Genomic DNA, 19237 nt, shown 5'->3' with positions numbered 1-19237 from the left:
CTTTTCGGCTGTCTGGTGACATCTTTGACAGTCTGGCAAGATCCTCAGAATTTTCAGGTCTTCCTACCTTGTCACTGGTAGCCTGCTTCTAACTTTGCCGAAGGCTGCGTTAGATGCATGTCACTGAATCTTTGGTTCTTGCGTCCCTCTTCTTTCGAAGTGGGTAACAACTATTCTTGTCCCCTGCTTTCGGATGCGCAAGGGCCCCGGGAGAACTACTCTGATGTAGTTCTCCCGGCGCCCACAGCACCGGAAACGCCCGGGGACAGCTCTAGGTAAAGGCCGGGCTTTCCGTCCGGCTGCGCTTGATCTCGAAAAAGTGCGGGTAGGACGCCAGGGTGATGGTGGCATCCCACAGGCGGCCGGCTTCCTCGCCCCGCGGAATGCGCGTCAGCACCGGGCCAAAGAACGCGGTGCCGTTGAAGGCGACCACGGGGGTCCCGACGTCCTGGCCCACCAGCGAAATCCCCTGCTCGTGGCTGGCGCGGAGCTGGGGGTCGAAGGCATCGGACTCCGCTGCCTGCGCGAGTTCGGCAGGAAGTCCGCACTCAGCGAGGGCCTTGCTGATGACGATCGAAAAGTCCTTCTCGCCGCCGTCGTGGATCTGCGTACCCATGGCGTCGTACAGCGGCTTGACCACCTGGTCGCCGTGCTGTTCCTGGGCGGCGATGATCACGCGGACCGGGCCCCACCCCTTGTCCATGGCTTCACGGTACTTGGGGTCCAGCTCACGGCCTTCGTTGAGCACGGAAAGGCTCATGACGTGCCAGTCGGTGGTGATGTCGCGGACACCTTCCACCTCCCCGATCCAGCGCGAGGTGATCCAGGCGAAAGGGCACAGGGGGTCGAACCAGAAGTCTGCCTTGTTCGGGAGGGTCTCAGTCATGGATGAATTCCTTCACTGTTCGTGGCGGCAAGGCTGTTCGCCGTGATCCGGCATCAGCGCGCGCGGATGCCATCACGTGAGGTCAGCGGGGACGGCGCGCGACAGGCGCGCCGTTAAGGACAGCGGGTAACTACGCGGATTTATTCCGCCGTTTGGCCACGACGTCGTGCGCGATCATGGTGGGCTGTGCCTTCTTGGCTACGACGTCCGCCGTGATGACCACGCTGGCAATGTCGTCGCGGCTGGGAAGATCGAACATCACCGGGAGGAGGACTTCCTCCATGATGGCGCGGAGCCCGCGGGCGCCGGTCCCCCGCTCGAGTGCCTGGTCCGCGATGAGTTCCAGGGCGGCGTCATCGAACACGAGCTCCACGCCGTCCAGCTGGAACATTTTCTGGTACTGCTTGACCAGCGCGTTCTTGGGGGTGGAGAGGATCTGGATCAGTGCCGGCCTGTCCAGGTTCGAGACCGTGGTGATTACCGGGAGGCGTCCGATGAATTCGGGGATGAGGCCGAACTTCAGCAGATCCTCCGGCATGACCTCGCCGTAGGAGTCGGTGTTGTTCTTGACCTCGTTCAGCGGCGCGCCGAACCCGATGCCCTTGCGCCCGGACCGTGAACCGATGATCTCCTCGAGTCCGGCAAAGGCGCCGGCCACGATGAACAGCACGTTGGTGGTGTCGATCTGGATGAATTCCTGGTGCGGGTGCTTGCGTCCGCCCTGCGGCGGCACGGAGGCCACGGTGCCTTCGAGGATCTTGAGCAGTGCCTGCTGCACGCCCTCACCCGAAACGTCGCGGGTGATGGACGGGTTCTCGCTCTTGCGCGAGATCTTGTCGATCTCGTCGATGTAGATGATGCCCTGCTCGGCCTTCTTGACGTCATAGTCCGCCGCCTGAATGAGCTTCAGCAGGATGTTTTCGACGTCCTCGCCGACGTACCCGGCTTCGGTCAGGGCGGTCGCATCGGCGACCGCGAACGGGACGTTGAGCCGGCGGGCGAGGGTCTGTGCGAGGTAGGTCTTGCCGCAGCCGGTGGGACCGATGAGGAGGATGTTGGACTTGGCGATCTCGACGTCGTCGTGGTGGACGCCGTCCGCGAGGCTGCCGCTCTTGGGGGCATGCCCGGCCTGGATCCGCTTGTAGTGGTTGTAGACCGCGACGGCGAGGGACCGTTTGGCGGGTTCCTGCCCAATGACGTACTCCTGCAGGAAGTCAAAGATTTCGCGGGGCTTGGGGAGTTCAAAACTGCCCAGATCGGCTACTTCGGCGAGCTCCTCTTCAATGATCTCGTTGCAGAGTTCAATGCACTCATCGCAGATATAGACGCCGGGCCCGGCAATGAGCTTGCGCACCTGCTTCTGGCTCTTTCCGCAGAAAGAGCACTTGAGCAGATCCGTACTCTCGCCAATCCGAGCCATATGTGAACCCCTTAGTATCTTGCTGCGAGTGCAGCTTTGCACCGGTTGTTTGAGTCCCGGCCATCCTCTCGCAGTCTGGCCGTGATTACATCCACTCTAGGTTACATTCGGCCCGAGAGGTGGAAACAAGACGCCGGTGCGGTTCAAAAAATCTGAACCGCACCGGCGTCTTGGTCAGCCGCTGCTATCTGGCAATCGCCTGCGGCTTGATCTTGCGCGAATCCAGCACCTGGTCGATCAGGCCGTAAGTCTGGGCCTCGGCCGCGGTGAGGATCTTGTCCCGCTCAATGTCATTGTTGACCTGCTCAGGGGTCCGGCCGGAGTGCTTGGCCAGGGTGTCCTCCAGCCAGGAGCGCATCCGCATGACCTCGGCCGCCTGGATTTCCAAGTCGGAGGCCTGGCCGCCCTGGCCGCCGGACAGCGAGGGCTGGTGGATCAGCACGCGGGCGTTCGGCAGGGCAAGCCGCTTTCCGGGCGTTCCGGCTGCAAGCAGCACCGCGGCGGCACTGGCCGCCTGGCCAAGGCAGACGGTCTGGATCTCCGGTCGGATGTACGTCATGGTGTCGTAGATCGCGGTCATGGCGGTGAAGGAACCGCCCGGGGAGTTGATGTAGAGGGTGATGTCGCGGTCCGGGTCCGTGGATTCCAGCACCAGCAGCTGCGCCATGACGTCGTCGGCCGAAGCGTCATCAACCTGGACGCCGAGGAAGATGATCCGGTCCTCGAACAGCTTGGTGTACGGATCCTGGCGCTTGAAGCCATACGGCGTGCGCTCTTCGAATTGGGGCAGCACATAGCGGCTGGTCGGCAGGTTGCCGGCAGTCGAGCCGAAATTGTAGTTCATGTTCTTTACTCCTGGATTCAGTTCGCTCTGCGTGCCGGTTTAGTTCTGAGCCGTTCCGCCGCCGCCAGCTACCGAGCCGGCGTGCGCGGAGATCTTATCGAAGAAGCCGTATTCGAGTGCTTCGGTTGCGGTGAACCATTTGTCGCGGTCGTTGTCCCTGAGGATCGTGTCCACCGTCTGGCCGGTCTGGTCGGCTGTCAGCTCAGCCATGACCTTCTTCATGTGCAGGATGAGCTCCGCCTGGATCTTGATGTCGGAGGCGGTTCCGCCGATGCCGCCCGAGGGCTGGTGCATCAGGATGCGGGCGTTCGGGGTGGCGTACCGCTTGCCCTTGGTCCCGGAGGACAGCAGGAACTGGCCCATGGAGGCAGCAAGCCCGGTGGCGACGGTGACGACGTCGTTGGGGATGAACTGCATGGTGTCGTAGATCGCCATGCCGGCCGTCACAGAACCGCCGGGAGAGTTGATGTAAAGATAGATGTCCTTGTTCGGGTCCTCTGCAGACAGGAGCAGCAGCTGCGAGCAGATGGCGTTCGCGTTTTCATCGCGGACCTCGGAGCCAAGCCAGATGATGCGCTCTTTCAGCAGTCGGTTGTAGATGTAGTTGTCCTGGGCTGCCGGATCGACAGTTGCCATGCGGGGCGCCCCTGCTTGCTGTGACATTTGTACTTACCTCTCGCTGGTGACGGTGACATCACTGAACTTCACTACTTGGACACTAACCGCTTTCGCAGCCGTTTTGTTCGCCGAAATCGCGCTGTTCGCTGACGGCGCACGATCGCCCGGGCCCGCTGCTGCGGCGTCACTGGCTGTCCGGCGGAGTTAAACGAAGCAGCCCCCGGATCAACGGATCCGGGGGCTGCCCTCACGCTGTCAGAGCGCAGCTGCTGGGACGCGGCAGCGGTTAGAACTTCGCGGCTGCGGGATCGTCGCTGGGGGTGACCTCGGCTGCCTCTTCGGCGGCTTCGCCCTCGGCGGCCGTAGCCTCGTCCTGGCCTGCAGGGCGGACGAAATCGCTCAGGTCAACCTTGTTGCCTTCGGAGTCCGTGACCTCGGCCTGGCCGAGGACGACTGCCAGTGCCTTGCGGCGGCGGACCTCGGAAACCATCATGGGGACCTGGCCGCTCTGATCGATGATCTGGGCGAACTGGTTCGGGTCCATGCCGTACTGGCTGGCCGTGGTGACGATGTAGTCGATCAGCTCGTTCTGGCTGACGCCCACTTCTTCCTTCTCGGCGATGGCGTCGAGGATGATTTCGTTCTGGAAGGCGCGCTCGGTGTTGGCCTTGACCTCGGCACGGTGCTCCTCGGTGTCGTGCTCACCTTCACCGTGGGAGTTCTCGGCCTTGAAGTGCTGCTCGATCTGCTCTTCGACGACGGAGTCCGGAACCGGAACCTCGACGAGTTCGACGAGCTTGTCCAGGACCTTGTCGCGGGCTTCGACGCCCTGCTCCACGATCTTGGAGTCGGCGGCCTGCTTGGCGAGGTCCTCGCGCAGTTCGGCGAGGGTGTCGAACTCGGATGCCAGCTGGGCAAAGTCGTCGTTGGCCTCGGGAAGCTCGCGCTCCTTGACGGACTTGACCACGACCTTGACCTGGGCTGCTTCACCGGCGTGGTCGCCGCCCACGAGGGTGGTGTCGAAGATGGCGTCTTCGTCGGCGCTGAGTCCGGTGACTGCCTCGTCCATGCCTTCGAGCATGGTTCCGGCACCGACCTGGTAGGACAGGCCCGAAGCGGAGTCCACCTCGGCGCCGTCGATGGTCGCGGTGATGTCGATGGTGAGGAAGTCGCCGTCGGCTGCCGGGCGGTCCACGGACTTCAGGGTGCCGAAGCGGCCGCGCAGCTCATCCAGTGCCTTGTCGACGTCGGCGTCGGAGGACTCGGCAGCGGCGACCTCAACCTTGATGCCGGAGTAGTCCGGCAGTTCGATCTCCGGGCGGACGTCGACCTCGGCGTGGAACTTGAGTTCGCCGTCGGTTGCGGACGGGTCCGGAACCTCGGTGATCTCAACCTCCGGACGGCTCAGCGGACGGATGCCTGATTCCTGGACGGCAGCCTGGTACCAGCCGTTGAGGCCCTCGTTGATGGCCGTCTCCAGCACGTAGCCGCGGCCGACGCGCTGATCGATCAGCTTGGAGGGAACCTTGCCCTTGCGGAAGCCAGGGACCGAGATCTGCGAAGCAACGGTCTTGTATGCCTCGTCGATGCTGGGCTTCAATTCCTCAAAGGGGACCTCAACATTGAGCTTGACCCGCGTGGGGGTGAGGTTCTCGACAGCGCTCTTCACGGTCTAAGTACTCCTGGTTTTGTTGGATGGGGTTCTGCAAACGCGATTCTCTGCCCAGGCCATCGGCCAGGGCCACAGAGTCGGGGTGACAGGATTTGAACCTGCGACTTCCTGCTCCCAAAGCAGGTGCTCTAGCCAAGCTGAGCTACACCCCGTAATGCACAGGACAGTCTACGTTCATACCTGCCGGCTTTGCACATTTGACACCGGGGGCATGAATTGGGTTTAGTTATATGCGGCTTGAACAGCCATCCCGAAGATCTGCGGTGGAAACACCGCCTTCTTCCGGGGACGTAGCTTAATGGTAAAGCCTCAGTCTTCCAAACTGATTACGCGGGTTCGATTCCCGTCGTCCCCTCCACGAAGGGCCCCTCTGATGAGGGGCCCTTTATTCGTGTCCAGGCCTAAACCTATGCCGGGCTTAGTCAGACTGCTGCCTGATTAAGCCCGCTTGGCGCGCTGGCACGTGGGGCACCAGTAGAGTTTGCGGGCAGCGTGCTCTGCCAGCGCCACGGCAGTGCCGCACACCCTGCACGGTTGGCCGTGCCGGCGGTAGACAAAGTGCGCTTCCTCGTTGGGCGGCAGCGTAGCCGGGTCACTCCAGTACCCCGCCGTCGTGGTGATGATCCGACCGTCGCGGACGCCGTCGGCCATGACCGCAGCCGTGTCGTCCCAGACCCGCCCGGCAGCGGAGGCTGAGAGCGACCGGCCCGGAAGCAGCGGATCGATGCCCTGGCGGAAGAGCACTTCAGCCCGGTACACGTTGCCGACGCCGGCAATTACCTTTTGATCCATCAGCAGTGACGCCAGCGGCGTGCTGCGCGCCGTAAGCCGCTGGATGAAGATTTCGCGGGCGCCTTGCGCATCGTGCAGTGGATCCGGTCCCAGCCGCCGGAGGACCGCCTCGGCCTCAGCTTCGGTGATGGCTGCACAGGTCGTGGCGCCGCGTAAATCGGCCCAGCCGTGGTCGGAGGCCAGCCGCACCCGCACGGCGCCGACCGGCTCCGGAGGGCCGGCGTAGCCTGGCGTGCCGCCGTCGGCCCCGGCGTCAGCCGGCACCTCCCGCTCCCCAACCCTGCGCGGGGCACCGATGCTTGACGCGCCGCGGAACTCGCTGTCGCCGCCGAAGTCCCAGGCGCCATACAGGCCCAGATGGACGTGGAGGACTACCCCGTGCTCAAAATGCAGGAACAGATGCTTGCCGTGCGCCTCCGCGCGCACCACCGAGCGGCCGTCCAGCACGGCTGCACCTGCAGCGAAACGGCCCTGGGGGCTGGAGACGGCCAGCCGCCGGCCGGCAAAGACGTCCCGGAACTGCCGGGCCAGCCGGTGGATGGAATGCCCTTCGGGCACTACTCGACGACCTCGCCCGTGTTTTCGTAGGTTGCGATTTTTCCGATCCGGCGGATGTGACGCTCATCGTTGCTGAAAGGCTCCTGCAGGAACGCCTCGATGAGGGCGGTGGCCTCGTCGACGCTGTGCTGCCGGCCGCCTACAGCCACCACGTTGGCATCGTTGTGCTGCCGGGCCAGGGTTGCGGTGGAGTGGTTCCAGGCGAGTGCCGCACGGACACCCTTGACCTTGTTGGCCGCGATCTGCTCGCCGTTCCCCGAGCCGCCCAGCACGATGCCCAAGGCGTGCACGCCGGCCTGCTGGTCCGCCACGACGGCGAGTGCCGCGTTGATGCAGAAGGACGGGTAGTCATCCAGGGCGTCGTATTCCTTGGGCCCGTGGTCCACGACGTCATAGCCCTTGGCCGACAGGTGGCTGACCAGGTGGGCGCTAAGTTCCATGCCGGCGTGGTCGGTGGCGATGTGGACCCGCGGAAATGCAGGAGTTGTGGTCACGGGGGGCTTCCGTTCAGTCGTGAGCACCGGGGCGCAGCCGGGCTGTACAGGGCAATTTAACTCGGGGCAAGAATAAACACAGGGAAAAATCAACAGCTCCCAGAGTACTAGGTGGCACTCCGGTCATGACGCGCGGGTTACGCGTCTGTGTCCCCTTGGAGCGGCGGACGGCCTTCCCGCCGTGCCCGCGCGGCAACGCGCGTCAGCAGGTCGGCGAGGCGTGCCGCAGCGTCGGGGTTCCCGCCGCTGACCGCGAGCCGGTGGCCGTCGGTTTTCCGGACGACGACGGCGGGGCCGCTGCTTACAAGCACGGCTGCAGTTCCGCCGTGGTTGCGGTAGCCCCAGCCGCCATAGTCAGCGGCGCGGACATCCGCCGGAGCGGCAGCGGAGATGGCCTCGGCGGGGACATCCACCACGCGCAGTATCCCGGCAACGAAAACGCGCAGCCCGCTGCGGTCCGCTGTGACTCGGGCGAAGAGAAAGGCAGCGCCGACGATGGCCGCGGCAACCAGCAGGACACCGAGCCAGGGGACGGCGATGGAAATGAGGGAGGCCGGAAACAGGCTGGCGACGCCGATCATGACGAAGACCGAGCTGCGGGCGTGGACCCACATCCTGATCGAATCAGTGGCCAGTTCGGGGTCAAGTTCCAGCTCCAGGGCCCGCTGCAGCGCCTGGTCGTCCTCCGGAGTCCACTGCTGGTCCGCTTTGAAGACGAATCCCATGATGACGCCGAGCGAGAGGGCGGCGCCGCTGCCCGTGGCCAGAACGATCATGTCCACATGTGAGTCCCGGGCGTCGGCCACCCCCGCCTGCCCCACAAGGCCCGCGGCCAGCACGGTGGTCACAAACAGGCTCACCGTCAGGCCGGCACCCATCATGATGCGGCGCATCACCGTGGGCCTGGAAAGGGGCACGGCCTGCAGTAGCACCAGCCAGCCGACGGCGACGATCAGGGCAGCCCCGGCGCCCACGTAGGCGGCAAACGGCGCAAAGCTGGCGCCGCCGCCGCCGTCCCAGCGGACGGCCAGGGGGTCCGGCAGGTCAGGCTGCAGCAACATGGCGCTGAGGGCGAAGGCTGCAGCGAGCAGTACGGGAAACCCGATTGCGAAGCGCAGCGCCTTGGTGTCCACCGAATCGAGGAACTTTCCCATGCCTTAACGCTACCCCTGCGGCGTCGCCGGCGGGACCGGAGAGGTGATCCACGCAACTTGCCAAAGACCCGCTGAATGAAAGAATGACTTCACAGTAATACCCACCACTCTCCGGAGGCACAACCTTGCCAGGTATGAACTTGACGCGCGCCGAAGCCCGCGAACGCGCCGCACTGATCTCCGTCGATTCGTACGACGTCAGCCTGGACCTGACCAGGGGCGAGAAAGTCTTCGGTGCCACCACCACCGTAAAGTTCAGCGCCGCGCCCGGGTCCTCCAGCTTCATCGACGCCGTAACCGACGCCGTGCACAGCGTGACGCTCAACGGCCGGGAACTGGACCCCGCGGAGGTCTCCGACGGCGTCCGCATCCAGTTGCCGGACCTGGCAGGTCAGAACGAACTCACCGTGGTGGCGGACACGCCCTACATGAACACGGGCGAGGGGCTGCACCGTTTCGTTGATCCGGTGGACGGCGAGGTGTACCTGTACACGCAGTTCGAGGTGCCGGACTCCCGCCGCATGTTTGCCGTCTTCGAGCAGCCGGACCTCAAGGCCACGTTCAAGTTCACCGTCACGGCGCCGTCGCACTGGGATGTCATATCCAACTCCCCCACACCGGCGCCTGTGGCAACGTCCCCGGGAGCTGACGGCCGCGCCCGTACCGTCTGGGAGTTTGCACCGACGCCGAGGCTCTCTTCCTACGTCACCGCCCTGATTGCGGGACCCTACCAGTCGGTGCGCAGCGACGTTATCGGCTCGGACGGCCGCGTCATTCCGCTGGGCGTGTTCGCCCGGAAGTCCCTGATGCAGTACCTGGACGCCGACAACATTTTTGAACTCACCCGCCAGGGGTTCGAGTTCTTCGAGGCGCAGTTCGGCTGCCCGTATCCCTTTGAAAAGTACGACCAGCTGTTCGTGCCCGAATTCAATGCCGGCGCCATGGAAAACGCCGGGGCAGTGACCATCCTGGAAGGGTATGTCTTCCGCGGAAAGGTCCCCGAAGCCCAGGTGGAACGGCGCGCCATCACCGTGCTGCACGAGCTGGCGCACATGTGGTTCGGCGACCTCGTGACCATGCGCTGGTGGAACGACCTCTGGCTGAATGAATCCTTCGCCGAATACATGTCCCACCTGGCCGCCGTGGAAAACACCAAATTCCAGAGTGCCTGGACCACGTTCGCCTCGGTCGAAAAGTCCTGGGCCTACCGCCAGGACCAGCTACCCACCACGCACCCCATCTTCGCCGAGATCAACGATCTCCAGGATGTGGAGGTCAACTTCGACGGCATCACCTACGCCAAGGGCGCGTCCGTGCTGCGCCAGCTCGTGGCATGGGTGGGCCCGGAGCAGTTCATGGCCGGTGTCCGTGAGTACTTCGCCAAGCACGCGTGGAGCAACACCGAGCTGGGCGACCTCATGATCGAACTGGAAAAGGCCAGCGGACGTGACTTGGACCAGTGGGGACGCCTCTGGCTGGAAACGGCCGGAGTGAACACCCTGCAGCCCGAACTGGCTGTGGACCCGGACGGAACGATCACCGGCTTCGGCATTCGGCAGTCCGCCGTCGCCGAGCAGCCGACCCTGCGCCCGCACCGCCTCGCCGTCGGGTTCTACGACGTCACGGACGAGGGAAAGCTGGAGCGCACACACCGTGAGGAGCTCGACGTCGACGGGGAGCACACGGACGTTCCGGCATTGGTGGGACTGCGCCAGCCTGACCTTGTCCTCCTCAACGACGACGACCTCGCGTACGCCAAGGTCCGGCTGGATGAGAGGTCGCTGGCCACGGCCAAGGCGCATCTGAAAGACTTCAGGGAGAGCTTGCCCCGCACGCTGGTGTGGGGATCAGCCTGGGACGCCGCCCGCGACGGCGAGACCCCGGCCCGTGGCTACGTGGACCTGATCCTGGCGAACATCGCCGCCGAAAGCGATTCCTCGGTGATCCTGGTCCAGCTGCGGCAGCTGGCCACGACGCTGACGTTCTACGTTGCAGAGGAACACCGTGAAGCCACGATTGTGGCGGCGGGCGACCGGCTGTGGGACCTCGCCTCGGCCGTGCCGGGTGGCTCGGATGCGCAGTTGCAGTTCATCAAGTCCTACGCCCTGCTGGCCCGGAGCGGGCAGCAGCTGGACAATGTGGCCGGGCTGCTGGACGGCTCCCTCACGCTGGGCGGCCTGACGGTGGACCAGGACCTGCGCTGGGAACTGGTGGCCTCCCTCGTGGTGGGCGGACGGATGGGCCAGGAGCAGATCGACGCCGAACTGGCTCGGGACAACACCTCCAGCGGGCAGAATGCGGCCGCCCTGGCGCAGGCGGCCATCCCCACGCCGGAGGCCAAGGCCGCCGCGTGGGAGTCGATCGTCGTCAAGGGCGAGCTGTCCAACGCCATTCAGGCCTCCGCCGTCGCCGGATTCACGCGTGTGCTGGACACCCGCCTGCTGGAGCCGTACGCGGAGAAGTACTTCGAGGCGGTTCCCGGAATCGTCGCAGAGCGGACCCACGCGCTTGCCCAGCAGATCGTCGTCGGACTTTACCCGGCGCAGCTGACCACCCAGGAGACCGTGGACCGGACAGACGCCTTCCTGGCAGCGCTCCCAGAGGAAAGCGCGGCCCTGCGTCGCATGATGCTGGAAAACCGCGACGGCGTGGCCCGCGCCCTGCGGGCACGCGCAGCTGACGTCTAGGAACGACGTCTACACTGGCGGCATGGCCCTCGACGAGCATCATTATTCGCTGACTGTCCGCTGGACCGGCAACCGCGGCAGCGGAACGTCCTCGTATCGGGAATACTCCCGGGACCATGACGTCGAGATTCCGGGGCTGCCGGTCCTCAAAGGCTCGGCCGATCCGACGTTCCATGGCGACCGGTCGCGGTACAACCCGGAGCAGCTCCTGCTCACGGCCCTAGCGCAGTGCCACATGCTGTCCTTCCTGCATGTGGCGGTGCGGCACGGAGTCGTTGTCCTGTCCTATGAGGACCACGCCGGCGGACTGATGCGCCTCAACCGTGACGGCAGCGGCCAGTTCGAAACCGTGACCCTCCGCCCCCACGTGACGGTGGCCGACCCGGTCCACGTCGCGCTTGCCGAGCAGATGCACCGCGAGGCCAATGCGGTGTGTTTCATCGCCCGCAGCGTAAATTTCCCCGTGGTGCACGTCCCCGTTACCACAACCGCTGAAGGCGAACCACCGGCTCAGTCCGGCTAGGCTTAATAGGGAACATCCCAGCCGCCGCGGCAACGCCGGCGGAACCGCCGGCCGCGCCGGACAGCAACTGGCTGGAAAGTAACTGGCTGGAAAGTACAAGGAGCCTCCCTACTGATGTACAGCATGTTTACAACGCCTACGGCGTCGCTTGAACCCGCGGGGTTAAACGTCCCAGGAATAGCGATCAGCCTCGGGGCAGGCATTCTCCTGTGGCTGTTGGCAACCTACCTGATCTCCCGGATCACCAAGCGGGTTGCCACCGGAACAACACTGTTCAAGAAGCCACACTTCCGGTGGGTCGCCCCCGCCCTGCGTGCCCTGGACCATGAACGCCGTGTCCAGCGGGCCAGGACCATCGGCTCGCTGCTGAACAGCCTGGTGGGCGTGGTCCTCGCCGTCATCACCAGCATCTACGTGCTGAAGAACCTGGACGTGGACGTCGCGCCGCTGCTGACCAGCGTCGGTATCCTCGGTATCGCCATCGGTTTCGGCGCCCAGCAGCTCATCCGCGACTTCCTGGCCGGCATCTTCATCACCATCGAGGACCAGTACGGCATCGGGGACATCATCGAGACCAGCGAAGTGGTTGGCGTCGTGGAGTCCATCGGGCTCAGGATCACCCGGGTCCGGGACGAAAACGGGGCAATCTGGTACCTGCGGAACGGTGAAATCCTGCGCGTGGGCAACCGGTCGCAGGGCAATTATGTGCCGCCAGCAGAGGAGCCTGACGCCGGGCCGCTTGAGGCCGAGGCACAGCACGGACCGCAGCAGAAGGCCGGAGAGTAGCCATGACCCTCCCAACGCCCTCGGAACCCAACGCGCCCCGGCAGCTGATGCGCAACGATCCGTTCAGCCAGCCGGGCTACACGGACAACTTCTATGACGCCGTGGGCGGCCACGAGACGTTCGTGAAGCTGATCGACGTGTTTTACGACGGCGTGGCTACCGACCCGCTGCTGCGGCCGATGTACCCGGAAGAGGACCTGGAGCCGGCCAAGCGGCGGTTCCTGATGTTCCTCGAACAGTATTGGGGCGGACCCACCACCTATGGCGAGGAGCGCGGCCATCCCCGGCTGCGCATGCGCCACATGCCGTTCCAGGTGACGCCGGAGGCGAAGGACCGCTGGCTGCACCACATGCGCGCGGCCGTGGACTCGCTGGAACTGCCGCCGCTGTACGAGGGCACCCTGTGGGACTACATGGAGCGGGCTGCGCTTTCCATGGTCAACAGCCCGTCGTCGGGGGCCTAGGTTCCCGCAGGCTCCCGCCGATGCCGCTGACGGCCCGTGCCAGGTCCCTGCCCGTGCCACTGCTAGAGCAGGCCGGCACCTGTCCGGGCAAGGACGTGCCCGCGACTGCCGCTGAGGCGGAACCAGCGCCCTGCCCGGAAGAGCTGCTGGTCACCGCTGCCCAGGAAGCCGAGCGTGAGGGCGGCAAACGCCGCGCCCGCCGGAAGCCCGGAGCGCCCCTCCAGTTCACGTCCCCAGACTGCCGCGCGGGCGTTGTTGACGATGTGGGCGCCTGGATTGTCCGGCATGATTCCCGCGACCTCGGTGATGCCGGCCTCGGCGGCATCGCGCAGCTCGGAGTCCGGAACGGACCCGATCAGCTCCCAGCCTCCCCGCGGTGCTCCCACGCCGGCCCAGGATTCAGTGACGGTCGACGGCGGGACCGGCAGCTCGGCGTCGTTCTCCCCCGCGCGGGCGAGCCGGTCGAGGACGGCCGCCAGCGGCACCGTCACATCCGTAGTGGATGGCTCTGCGAGGCCCATGGTTCGCAGACCGAGGATCGTTGGCGTGGACTCGCCCAGGATCCTGGGCCGGAGCACGCAGACATACGCGGCCAGGACCGGACCTGCGGCCTGGAGGCGGATGGCGCCGTCGTCAACGGCCTTGGCACGGGTGACGTAGGTGCGGAGATCCGCTAGATCGCGGGGATCCGCGAAGCGGAAGGACTGGGTGAGGAGATCAGACACATCTAAAACACTACCGGCTGGGCTCGGTTGAGCGCTGCCGGGGCGACGTCTAGAGTCAAACCATGACTGAAGCGGACGCCGGATTGCAGGAACTGCCCACGAACGATCCCACAACTTCCCTGATCGAACTGCTGGACCTCGGCGAGCTTGAGGGTGCCCGCACCGATGAGGACATCTTCATGGGCCCTTCCCAGCGGCAGCCGCACCAGCGGGTCTTTGGCGGCCAGGTCCTGGCGCAGTCCCTCATCGCCGGAATGCGCACGGTGGACGCGGAGCGGACGGTGCATTCCATGCACGGGTACTTCCTCCGGCCCGGCGACGCAGACAAGCCCATCACCTTCGGGGTACAGCGGCTGCGGGACGGGCGCTCGTTCTCGGCACGCCGGGTGCATGCGTACCAGGAGGGAAAGCCGATCCTGTCCATGATCGCCTCGTTCCAGGCCGGGGACGAGGGCATCGAACACCAGTCCGAGATGCCGGCCGGTATCCCTGATCCTGAGTCACTCCCCAGCACCGCCGACCTGCTGGGGAAGTTTGACCATCCGGTGGCGCGGCACTGGGCGTATGAGCGGCCGTTCGACATCCGGCACGTGGATCCGGCCCTCTATGTGGCAGCCACGGGCAAGAAGGAAGCCCGGAATGCCGTCTGGATGAAGACCTTCAGCCGCATGCCGGACAACGCCAACACCCATCGGGCTGCCCTGGCCTATGCGAGCGACTACACGCTGCTGGAGTCGATCCTCCGCAAGCACGGGCTGAGCTGGATCACACCGGGAATGAGCGTGGCCAGCCTGGACCACGCCATGTGGTGGCACCGGCCTGTCCGGGTTGACGAGTGGCTGCTCTACGTCCAGGAATCGCCCAGCGCCCAGGGTGCCCGGGGACTGGCCACGGGGAAGATCTTCAACCGCGACGGCCTGCACGTGGCGTCGGTGGCCCAGGAAGGAATGGTCCGTGTGCCGACGGACCTGAAGAGCAAGGTTGCGGGGGCGTTCCAGTCCAAAGTCCTGCAGCACCAGATGCGAAAGGGCTGACCGCGGCTATCCGCTCACTCCCGCCCGGGCATGCGAAAGGCCGGTTCCCTTGTGAGCTCACTGGGGACCGGCCTTTGCAGTTGGTGCTTAGTCGCGGGTGAGGCGGCGGTGGGTGACGCGGTGCGGCTTCGCGGCGTCGGGGCCCAGGCGTTCCACCTTGTTCTCCTCGTAGGATTCGAAGTTGCCCTCGAACCAGTACCACTTCGAGGGGTTCTCGTCATCGCCTTCGTAGGCCAGGATGTGGGTGGCCACCCGGTCGAGGAACCAGCGGTCGTGCGAGACGACCACGGCGCAGCCCGGGAATTCGAGCAGGGCGTTTTCGAGGCTGCTGAGGGTTTCGACGTCGAGGTCGTTGGTGGGTTCGTCGAGGAGCAGCAGGTTGCCGCCCTGCTTGAGGGTCAGTGCAAGGTTCAGACGGTTGCGTTCACCGCCGGAAAGCACACCGGCCTTTTTCTGCTGGTCCGGGCCCTTGAATCCGAATGCTGCCACGTAGGCGCGGGACGGCATTTCGACGTGGCCGACCTGGATGAAGTCCAGACCGTCGGAAACTACCTCCCACAGCGTCTTGTTGGGATCGATGCCGCCGCGGCTCTGGTCCGCATAGGAAATCTTGACGGAGTCGCCGATCTTGAGGTCGCCGCCGTCAAGGGGCTCAAGCCCCACGATGGTCTTGAACAGGGTGGTCTTACCCACGCCGTTGGGGCCGATGACGCCGACGATGCCGTTGCGCGGCAGTGAGAAGGACAGCCCGTCAATAAGGGTCCTGTCCTCGAAGCCCTTCTGCAGGTTCTTCGCTTCGAGCACAAGGCCACCCAGGCGTGGTCCCGGCGGAATCTGGATTTCCTCGAAGTCGAGCTTGCGGGTACGGTCAGCTTCCGCTGCCATTTCCTCGTACCGGGCCAGGCGGGCCTTGGACTTGGTCTGGCGGCCCTTGGCGTTGGAGCGCACCCATTCCAGTTCCTCGGACAGGCGCTTGGCCTGCTTGGCGTCCTTCTTGCCCTGGATTTCCAGGCGGGCACGCTTCTTCTCGAGGTACGTGGAGTAGTTGCCTTCGTACGGGTAGAGGTGCCCGCGGTCCACTTCGGCGATCCATTCAGCGACGTGGTCCAGGAAGTACCGGTCGTGGGTGACGGCCAGGACGGCGCCGGCGTAGGTGGAGAGGTGCTGTTCCAGCCACAGCACGCTCTCGGCGTCGAGGTGGTTGGTGGGCTCGTCGAGGAGCAGGAGGTCCGGCTTCTGCAGCAGCAGCTTGCAGAGCGCCACGCGCCGGCGCTCACCGCCGGAGAGCAGGGTGACGTCGGCATCGGCAGGCGGGCAGCGGAGCGCATCCATGGCCTGTTCGAGCTGGGAATCGAGGTCCCAGGCGTCGGCGGCGTCAATGGCTTCCTGCAGGTGGCCCATTTCCTCCAGCAGCGCGTCGTAGTCGGCGTCGGGGCTGGCCATCTCCTCGGAGATTTCGTTGAAGCGCTGGATCTTGCCGTAGATCTCGCCGACACCTTCCTGGACGTTGCCCAGGACGGTCTTTTCCTCGTTCAGCGGCGGCTCCTGAAGCAGGATGCCCACGGTGTATCCGGGGCTCAGCCGCGCCTCGCCGTTGGAGGGCGTGTCCAGGCCTGCCATGATCTTGAGGATGGTGGACTTACCGGCACCGTTGGGGCCAACGACACCGATCTTGGCGCCCGGGAAGAACGACATGCTGACGTCGTCGAGAATAAGTTTTTCGCCAACAGCCTTACGGGCCTTGGTCATTGTGTAGATAAATTCCGCCATGGTTCCAAATCTAGTGGGTTGACGGGCATAACTCACATTCGAAGTGTCAGGCGGGAGCTCCCACGAAGCACTTGCCGCTCGCGAGGACCGGCAGCACTATCACAGTCACTTTGCCGTTGCGGATCTGGCCTATGACGCATTCCCTGCCCTGGACCGACGCCGCCTCGATGGAATCCACGTCCAGGCCGGTGGGCGTGCGGCCGGCTGACACCTCGAGGGTGGCGGCAGGAACCCCAGCGGCGGCGAGTGCCTGCCTGATCTGCTCGGTGCCGGGTTTCGGGGCGGCGGCAGCCACAGCTCCCAGCGTATCTGTCATGATCTTCTGCAATTTCGCGGTCGCGGTACCGGGCCCTGCGCCCGTGCCTGCCGTCGGCCGCGGTGACGGCGAACCGGACGCTGCAGAACCTGCTGTTGCCGCCGGCGTGGCGGCAGAGTCGGGGCCGGACACGGCCGTGCACGCGGACAGTGACCACAGCACCAGCCCGGCGACCGCCATCTTGGCCGGCATCCCGGTCAGGGATTTCCGAAGAGCAGTGGTCGGTTGTAGCGCGTTGGGTCTTGTCACGGTGCCATTCTGTCATGCGGCACCGCGGGGGAACGGTGCCGCATGACCCCCGGCGGCGGTCAGGCCGCCGCCCCGGTGAGCTCGCCCGTTTCGGAGTCGAGCTGCAGGGTTTCTCCCGAAGCGTCGTCGATGAACACGCCGGACTCGGCGGCATCGTGGTCCTCGTCGTCTGCCTCCCCTTCACCGGCAGGGTCGCTCCGGCCTGACGGGTCGGAATCAGAACTGTGCCCGCCGGTGACGTCATCAGCGGCAGCCGCTGCGGCAGACTGGGGAGTGTTGGCTGCCGTCCGCGTGAAGTTGGCCGAACCCCACATGAGGTCGTGCCCCACGGATTCTGCGTCTATCTCCGCCGCATGGTAGATCCGGCCTTCCTTTTCCCAGCTGCGCATCTTCAGCCGGCCAACGATGATGACGCGCTGGCCCTTCTTGATGCTGCACCCCATGTTTCCGGCCAGCTGCCGGTAGCCCTGCACCGTGAACCAGTTGGTGTTGCCATCCACCCAGGAGCCGCTTGCGCGGTCGTACCGGCGGTCCGTCGACCCGAGCCGGAAGGAGGCCGTTGCCACGCCGCCCGGGGTGGTGGAACTCCTGATCTCCGAGGCAACGAAGCCTCGGACAGTAATGTTGTCGGTCATCTTGGTGTCCTGTCTCGATGTGTCTTGCCCTAGCAGGCATTTCCAGCATCAACCGGCCACGGCGCTCCCGGGAGGGCCGAAGTCGCTTATGTGGATAAACCCCGCCTGCAGCCTCCTGTAGAACGGGCCCGGACGAAACGTTCACGGCCCTGCCACCGGCCGGCCGGAAGGCAATGTAGACTTTTTGAGGCACCCGGCTAAGCCGGGCACCCACTTGCCCCAGTAGCTCAGGGGATAGAGCAGCGGCCTTCTAATCCGCCGGTCGGGGGTTCGATTCCCTCCTGGGGCACCAACGAAAGAGGCTCTGGCCTGCGCATCGCAGATCAGAGCCTCTTGTTCTTTGCTATTCCTCTCCGCAGTCGTTCCGGTGCTGCCCCGACATGCGCGGCACCGGAGAATGCCAAGCATGCTTACTATAAGCGGAAAACGTGCTTATGATCGAAGTGGGCTGCCCGCACGCTGGCGTGGCGTCGGCGCCCACGTACCCCGCCCTGATGGAGCGAACACCGGAAGGATTCATTCGACATGCCGCAGAGTCGTTCTGATCGTGACCCGTCCGAGCAGCAATCCTCACCCCCTCCGGCGCAGACTCCTGGACCTGCCACACCCCCGCCTTTGGAAGAACCCCGTCCCGCCGCCGAGATGGGGCAAACCCGGCCAGGGACCGACGCCCTCCCGGGCTATGACGGAACCTCCACCCCTGCTGCGGACAAGGAGGAACCGAAACGTCAGGTGACCCGCGCCGGCATGATCTGGGCCGCGGTTGCGTCGGCACTGGTAGTCCTTGTGCTGCTGATCGTCTTCATCCTGCAGAACCAGGAACTGGTCCAGGTGAAGTTCTTCGGGCTGGAAGGTGCTGTGGCCCTCGGCATCGCGCTGTTCATCGCCGCAGTGGGCGGCGGCGTCCTCGTGGCCATGGCCGGCGCTGCGCGGATCATCCAGCTCCGGGCCGCTGAACACCGCCGCCGCGTATCCGCCACGCGCCGACGATAGGAACTAAAGCCGGCGTTAGGAACTAAATTCAACGTCCCTAGACGCGGTTTGCCAGGAATCTGAGCCTGCTCGCCCGCTCAGCGCTCCAGATACTCCTTGAGGTTACTAAGCACCAGGTCCCACAGCTTCGCAGATTCCTCGGCTTCGGCGTCGTCCCGGTTATTGCTCTGGACGATGGTGACTCCAGTGCCTTCGGCCCGTGCTGACAGGCGGTACTCCACCGTGTGATAGTTCTCGGGGAGGTCGGGCAGACCGCTCAGCGGACTGTAATGGCTGATGCGAAGGAGCACATTGGGCCTGCACTCCAGAACGGTGCCCTTGTCCTCGTAGGCCTTCCCCTTCCACTCACCGGTGAATGTCACCGGATCACCCTCACGCCACGTCGACGTGACGATCGTGCCCAGAAAGTACTCTTTGACTTCCACGGGGTCGGTGAGTGCTTTCCAGACTCTTTTCGGCGAGCACGCCACAACAATGGACGAGACGGCGTCCCTCCCCCGGTGATCCATCAGCCTGCCTCCTGAGCAACGATTCCTGCGTCAGCATCACCCTACGCGGAGCGGGAGAGTGCAGGTAAGGGGATGGTCAGGGCCAACGCCTGGGGAAGGCGCTGTTTC

General features: G+C 64.9%; 19 protein-coding genes and 3 tRNA genes. 8 read left to right on the top strand and 14 right to left on the bottom strand.

Annotated features, from left to right (window positions below):
* Window positions 1–271: 271 nt before the first annotated feature.
* The 6 genes from AC5RUM_RS07400 to AC5RUM_RS07375 all read right to left on the bottom strand — a co-directional run bounded on the left by AC5RUM_RS07400 (window position 272) and on the right by AC5RUM_RS07375 (window position 5592).
* The gene (locus AC5RUM_RS07400) at window positions 272–886 is read right to left on the bottom strand and encodes a mycothiol-dependent nitroreductase Rv2466c family protein (RefSeq protein WP_494034331.1); all 615 of its coding nucleotides are present in this window, start codon (window positions 884–886) and stop codon (window positions 272–274) included.
* A 130-nt stretch (window positions 887–1016) separates the two neighbouring features.
* The gene (clpX, locus tag AC5RUM_RS07395) at window positions 1017–2306 is read right to left on the bottom strand and encodes an ATP-dependent Clp protease ATP-binding subunit ClpX (protein ID WP_494034330.1); all 1290 of its coding nucleotides are present in this window, start codon (window positions 2304–2306) and stop codon (window positions 1017–1019) included.
* A gap of 184 nt (window positions 2307–2490) precedes the next feature.
* Window positions 2491–3150: an ATP-dependent Clp protease proteolytic subunit gene (locus AC5RUM_RS07390; protein ID WP_494034329.1), complete on the bottom strand. Its 660-nt coding sequence runs from the start codon at window positions 3148–3150 to the stop codon at window positions 2491–2493.
* Window positions 3151–3189: 39 nt separating this feature from the next.
* Window positions 3190–3786, bottom strand: coding sequence for an ATP-dependent Clp protease proteolytic subunit (locus tag AC5RUM_RS07385; protein WP_494034563.1), 597 nt, complete (start codon window positions 3784–3786; stop codon window positions 3190–3192).
* A gap of 268 nt (window positions 3787–4054) precedes the next feature.
* Window positions 4055–5437: a trigger factor gene (gene tig, locus AC5RUM_RS07380; protein WP_494034328.1), complete on the bottom strand. Its 1383-nt coding sequence runs from the start codon at window positions 5435–5437 to the stop codon at window positions 4055–4057.
* A gap of 80 nt (window positions 5438–5517) precedes the next feature.
* A tRNA-Pro gene (locus AC5RUM_RS07375) sits at window positions 5518–5592 on the bottom strand.
* Window positions 5593–5724: 132 nt separating this feature from the next.
* Between AC5RUM_RS07375 and AC5RUM_RS07370 the strand changes: the two genes are divergently transcribed.
* Window positions 5725–5798, top strand: a tRNA-Gly gene (locus tag AC5RUM_RS07370).
* Between the two features lie 80 nt (window positions 5799–5878).
* Here AC5RUM_RS07370 and AC5RUM_RS07365 read toward each other — a convergent pair.
* The 3 genes from AC5RUM_RS07365 to AC5RUM_RS07355 form a co-directional block, all read right to left on the bottom strand.
* The gene (locus tag AC5RUM_RS07365; protein ID WP_494034327.1) at window positions 5879–6790 is read right to left on the bottom strand and encodes an Fpg/Nei family DNA glycosylase; all 912 of its coding nucleotides are present in this window, start codon (window positions 6788–6790) and stop codon (window positions 5879–5881) included.
* Complete coding sequence (locus tag AC5RUM_RS07360; protein WP_494034326.1) at window positions 6790–7284, bottom strand: ribose-5-phosphate isomerase; 495 nt, start codon at window positions 7282–7284, stop codon at window positions 6790–6792. Before AC5RUM_RS07360 ends, AC5RUM_RS07365 begins: the two co-directional genes overlap by 1 nt.
* Window positions 7285–7421: 137 nt before the next feature.
* Complete coding sequence (locus tag AC5RUM_RS07355) at window positions 7422–8438, bottom strand: hypothetical protein (protein ID WP_494034325.1); 1017 nt, start codon at window positions 8436–8438, stop codon at window positions 7422–7424.
* 134 nt (window positions 8439–8572) lie between these two features.
* On the opposite strand from AC5RUM_RS07355, the gene pepN reads away from it, so the two are divergent.
* From pepN to AC5RUM_RS07335, 4 genes are all read left to right on the top strand, one after another.
* Window positions 8573–11125, top strand: coding sequence for an aminopeptidase N (gene pepN, locus AC5RUM_RS07350; protein ID WP_494034324.1), 2553 nt, complete (start codon window positions 8573–8575; stop codon window positions 11123–11125).
* A gap of 22 nt (window positions 11126–11147) precedes the next feature.
* The gene (locus AC5RUM_RS07345) at window positions 11148–11648 is read left to right on the top strand and encodes an OsmC family protein (RefSeq protein WP_494034323.1); all 501 of its coding nucleotides are present in this window, start codon (window positions 11148–11150) and stop codon (window positions 11646–11648) included.
* 114 nt (window positions 11649–11762) lie between these two features.
* Entirely contained in the window at window positions 11763–12434 is a 672-nt protein-coding gene (locus AC5RUM_RS07340) for a mechanosensitive ion channel family protein (protein WP_494034322.1), read from the top strand.
* 2 nt (window positions 12435–12436) lie between these two features.
* Window positions 12437–12898: a globin gene (locus tag AC5RUM_RS07335; RefSeq protein ID WP_400575707.1), complete on the top strand. Its 462-nt coding sequence runs from the start codon at window positions 12437–12439 to the stop codon at window positions 12896–12898.
* A gap of 62 nt (window positions 12899–12960) precedes the next feature.
* On the opposite strand, the gene AC5RUM_RS07330 is transcribed toward AC5RUM_RS07335, so the two are convergent.
* The gene (locus AC5RUM_RS07330) at window positions 12961–13623 is read right to left on the bottom strand and encodes a DUF8185 domain-containing protein (protein WP_494034321.1); all 663 of its coding nucleotides are present in this window, start codon (window positions 13621–13623) and stop codon (window positions 12961–12963) included.
* A 62-nt stretch (window positions 13624–13685) separates the two neighbouring features.
* Between AC5RUM_RS07330 and AC5RUM_RS07325 the strand changes: the two genes are divergently transcribed.
* The gene (locus AC5RUM_RS07325; protein ID WP_494034320.1) at window positions 13686–14657 is read left to right on the top strand and encodes an acyl-CoA thioesterase; all 972 of its coding nucleotides are present in this window, start codon (window positions 13686–13688) and stop codon (window positions 14655–14657) included.
* An 87-nt stretch (window positions 14658–14744) separates the two neighbouring features.
* Here the strand turns inward: AC5RUM_RS07325 and ettA are convergent, their stop codons facing one another.
* From ettA to ssb, 3 genes are read right to left on the bottom strand one after another with little or no spacing between them, the layout of a single operon-like run.
* Entirely contained in the window at window positions 14745–16427 is a 1683-nt protein-coding gene (ettA, locus tag AC5RUM_RS07320; protein ID WP_494034319.1) for an energy-dependent translational throttle protein EttA, read from the bottom strand.
* A gap of 46 nt (window positions 16428–16473) precedes the next feature.
* Window positions 16474–16992: a DUF6993 domain-containing protein gene (locus AC5RUM_RS07315; protein WP_494034318.1), complete on the bottom strand. Its 519-nt coding sequence runs from the start codon at window positions 16990–16992 to the stop codon at window positions 16474–16476.
* 59 nt (window positions 16993–17051) lie between these two features.
* Complete coding sequence (gene ssb, locus AC5RUM_RS07310) at window positions 17052–17627, bottom strand: single-stranded DNA-binding protein (protein WP_494034317.1); 576 nt, start codon at window positions 17625–17627, stop codon at window positions 17052–17054.
* Between the two features lie 216 nt (window positions 17628–17843).
* Between ssb and AC5RUM_RS07305 the strand changes: the two genes are divergently transcribed.
* Window positions 17844–17919: transfer RNA gene (locus AC5RUM_RS07305), tRNA-Arg, on the top strand.
* 323 nt (window positions 17920–18242) lie between these two features.
* Window positions 18243–18620, top strand: a complete 378-nt coding sequence (locus AC5RUM_RS07300) for a LapA family protein (protein ID WP_494034316.1) — start codon at window positions 18243–18245, stop codon at window positions 18618–18620.
* Between the two features lie 77 nt (window positions 18621–18697).
* Here AC5RUM_RS07300 and AC5RUM_RS07295 read toward each other — a convergent pair whose 3' ends face one another.
* A complete protein-coding gene (locus AC5RUM_RS07295) occupies window positions 18698–19129 on the bottom strand; it encodes an SRPBCC family protein (protein WP_494034315.1) in 432 nt (143 codons plus the stop codon).
* Between the last annotated feature and the right edge of the window lie 108 nt (window positions 19130–19237).

The sequence above is a fragment of the Arthrobacter sp. B2060 genome, assembly GCF_059090445.1.
The sequence above is the reverse complement of the archived record's forward strand: the minus strand, read 5'-3'. Positions and strand labels throughout refer to the sequence as shown.

Excerpts from the sequence above, each read along its gene's own strand:
- AC5RUM_RS07400 (WP_494034331.1), bottom strand. The coding sequence starts at position 886 with ATGACTGAGACCCTCCCGAACAAGGCAGACTTCTGGTTCGACCCCCTG.
- clpX (WP_494034330.1), bottom strand. The coding sequence starts at position 2,306 with ATGGCTCGGATTGGCGAGAGTACGGATCTGCTCAAGTGCTCTTTCTGC.
- AC5RUM_RS07390 (WP_494034329.1), bottom strand. The coding sequence starts at position 3,150 with ATGAACTACAATTTCGGCTCGACTGCCGGCAACCTGCCGACCAGCCGC.
- AC5RUM_RS07385 (WP_494034563.1), bottom strand. The coding sequence starts at position 3,786 with ATGGCAACTGTCGATCCGGCAGCCCAGGACAACTACATCTACAACCGA.
- AC5RUM_RS07355 (WP_494034325.1), bottom strand. The coding sequence starts at position 8,438 with ATGGGAAAGTTCCTCGATTCGGTGGACACCAAGGCGCTGCGCTTCGCA.
- pepN (WP_494034324.1), top strand. The coding sequence starts at position 8,573 with ATGAACTTGACGCGCGCCGAAGCCCGCGAACGCGCCGCACTGATCTCC.
- AC5RUM_RS07345 (WP_494034323.1), top strand. The coding sequence starts at position 11,148 with ATGGCCCTCGACGAGCATCATTATTCGCTGACTGTCCGCTGGACCGGC.
- AC5RUM_RS07340 (WP_494034322.1), top strand. The coding sequence starts at position 11,763 with ATGTACAGCATGTTTACAACGCCTACGGCGTCGCTTGAACCCGCGGGG.
- AC5RUM_RS07335 (WP_400575707.1), top strand. The coding sequence starts at position 12,437 with ATGACCCTCCCAACGCCCTCGGAACCCAACGCGCCCCGGCAGCTGATG.
- AC5RUM_RS07325 (WP_494034320.1), top strand. The coding sequence starts at position 13,686 with ATGACTGAAGCGGACGCCGGATTGCAGGAACTGCCCACGAACGATCCC.
- ettA (WP_494034319.1), bottom strand. The coding sequence starts at position 16,427 with ATGGCGGAATTTATCTACACAATGACCAAGGCCCGTAAGGCTGTTGGC.
- ssb (WP_494034317.1), bottom strand. The coding sequence starts at position 17,627 with ATGACCGACAACATTACTGTCCGAGGCTTCGTTGCCTCGGAGATCAGG.
- AC5RUM_RS07295 (WP_494034315.1), bottom strand. The coding sequence starts at position 19,129 with ATGGATCACCGGGGGAGGGACGCCGTCTCGTCCATTGTTGTGGCGTGC.